At 62.3% G+C, this 851-nt stretch carries 1 protein-coding gene; it reads left to right on the top strand.

Annotated elements, in window-relative coordinates:
* A partial coding sequence (locus QCE48_RS31645; RefSeq protein ID WP_309794481.1) for a chemotaxis protein CheB occupies positions 1–851 on the top strand: 851 nt, incomplete at both ends.

Genomic DNA, 851 nt, shown 5'->3' on the forward strand with positions numbered 1-851 from the left:
TATCCGCTTTCCCGCAAGGCCTGCATGCAACTGTGCTCGTTGTCATGCATGTCGGCAATCAGCGCAGCCTTCTACCCGAGCTTCTCGCGCCGCATTGCCGTCTGTTAGTCAAGCACGCCGAGGACGACGAGCCGCTCGCTCCGTCAGTCGTCTACATTGCACCGCCCGACCGGCACTTGATGGTTTTTGAAGGACGAGTTCGTCTGAGCACGGGGCCCAAGGAAAACTTCACACGCCCCGCCATTGATCCGCTGTTTCGGTCCGTCGCAGTTGAAGCCGGCGAGCGGGTGGTCGGTGTCGTACTGACCGGCGATCTCGACGACGGCGCGGCCGGCATCGCTGCGATCAAGGCGTGCGGTGGATGGGTTGCAGTCCAGGATCCGTCGACGTGCGTCGCGCCATCGATGCCGTCCAGTGCACTTCGGGCCACGGAGGCGGATGTGGTTGCTCCGCTCGACCAACTCGGCGACGCGATTGTGAACGCAATCAACGAAAAACCTTCCCCGGTACGACAGAATGTCATGGATAGAACCTCCATCGAACTGGAAACGCGCATCGCGCTCACCGGCCACGCCTCGCCCGAAGACCTGGATACGCTTGGCGAAAGGAGCACCTTGACGTGTCCGAATTGCGGCGGCGTGATCTGGCGGGTAGGAGAAGCCGAGCCGTTGCGATACCGCTGTCATACCGGGCACGCGTTCTCGAATGCATCGCTCAATGCCGCGCACGAGCGAAGCGTTGAGGAAGCACTGTGGATCTCGGTGCGCAGATTGCAGGAGCGCGCCGCTCTTGCCTTGGAACGCGCGCACGTCGCGCAACGGCGCAACGAACTTCAGGAGGCCTCGGACGAA

The organism is Caballeronia sp. LZ024, from assembly GCF_031451455.1.
GTDB lineage: Bacteria > Pseudomonadota > Gammaproteobacteria > Burkholderiales > Burkholderiaceae > Caballeronia > Caballeronia telluris.